This window comes from Spirillospora sp. NPDC049652, assembly GCF_040675125.1.
In the GTDB taxonomy this organism is placed as follows: Bacteria; Actinomycetota; Actinomycetes; order Streptosporangiales; family Streptosporangiaceae; genus Spirillospora.
In genome coordinates, this window is sequence record NZ_JBFAOF010001362.1 from 1 (window position 1) to 1,486 (window position 1,486).

At 74.6% G+C, this 1,486-nt stretch carries 1 protein-coding gene and 1 pseudogene; both read right to left on the bottom strand.

Annotated features, from left to right (window positions below):
- Positions 1-918 (bottom strand): beta-ketoacyl synthase N-terminal-like domain-containing protein (locus tag AB0J52_RS40215; protein ID WP_500188445.1); only part of this gene is annotated, 918 nt, incomplete at its 3' end.
- A gap of 104 nt (positions 919-1,022) precedes the next feature.
- A pseudogene (locus AB0J52_RS40220) lies at positions 1,023-1,379 on the bottom strand (DUF1702 family protein); the annotation flags it as partial.
- Positions 1,380-1,486 lie beyond the last annotated feature (107 nt).

Consider the following 1,486-nt stretch of genomic DNA (forward strand, 5'->3'; position numbering starts at 1 on the left):
GGACGAGACGCCCCACCCGGCGACGGTCGCGTAGACGCGGCGGCCCTGCTCGCGGGCCTGGTCCTCGCGCATCAGCACGACCATGCCGCAGCCCTCGCCCGGCCAGAAGCCGTTGGAGTCGCGGTCGTACACCCGCATCTCGCGGCGGGCGAGCGCGCCGGTCTTGGCGAACCCGATGATCTCGAACGGGTCGATGGACAGGTCCACGCCGCCCGCGACCGCGACGTCCAGCTCGTCCTCCAGCAGCGCCCGGCACGCGGTCGCCACCGACAGCAGCGAGGACGAGCACGCGCCGTCCACGGTGTAGCCGCCGCCCTTGAGGTCGTAGAAGTTGCAGACGCGGCCCGCGATCGTGTTGGACAGGCCGCCCGCGAGGGTGTCCTCGTCGATGGCCGGGAACGGCTCCTTGTACCGTTCCTCCAGGTCGGCCAGGAACGTCCCGAGCCGGTCGTCCTCCCAGCCCTGCTCGCGCAGCGCGGCGGCGAGCGTCCGGCGGACGTACGGCCAGCGCAGCCGCATCAGGTTCGCGCGGGCGAACTCCCCGGTGAGGGTGTTGCCGACGATGACGCCGGTGCGTTCGCGGGGCAGGCCGTCGCCCTCGGGGAAGCCCGCGTCCGCGAGGGCCTTGCCGGCCACGTCCAGCGCCAGCCAGTGCGTCAGGTCGGTGGACCGGTAGGTGCTCCCGGCGATCCGGTGCCCCACCCGGTCGAACTCGTAGCCCTCGATCACGGCCGCGTTGGTGGCGTAGAAGCGGTCCGGCGCGGCCGGGTCGGGGTCCCAGTAGTCGGCCAGCCGCATCCGCTCGTCCGGCAGCCGCCGGAAGGCGCGCCGGCCGGCGAGGGCGTTCTCCCACAGCTCGCGCGGCGAGGCGGCGTCGGGGTAGCGGCACGCCAGGCCGACGACGGCGATCCTGCTCATCCGAATTCCCTGTTCTCCCTGTTCGTCCGGAACGCCGCCCGCAGCGACGGCCGCGCGGGTCTCGGCGGCGCGGGTCTCGGCGGCGCGGCCCGTCCGAGGGCCGCTCATGCGAACTCGGCGGCGATGCGCTGCCGCCACGTCTCGTAGGCGGGCACCGGGCCGTCCGGTCCCTGGACCGCGCGCTCGGGGTCGTCCGGCAGCCGCTCGGCGCAGACCAGCGCCGCCCGCTCCGGGGTCGTCCCGCAGAACACCTCGGTGGCGAGCGCGACGTGCGGCACCATCAGGTCGGCCCGCAACCGCGCCTCCGCGCCGAACGCGCTGCCCTGCGCGAGCATCGGCCGGTGCTCCCCGGCGCGGGCCAGCAGCCCGGCGAGCTCCTTCTCCTCGACGCCGCCCGCGTAGGTGGCGGCCAGCCCGACCCCGCTGTACAGGTCGGCGCGGCGGTGCTCGGGGAAGTCCTCGACGGTGTCGGCCCTCGTGCACGCGCCGGAAGAAGTCCCGGTCGGGCCACAGAGCGTTCACATCGAGGCGAAGCTCGGTAGTGCCGTGTTCGGTGGTGACGTGAAGG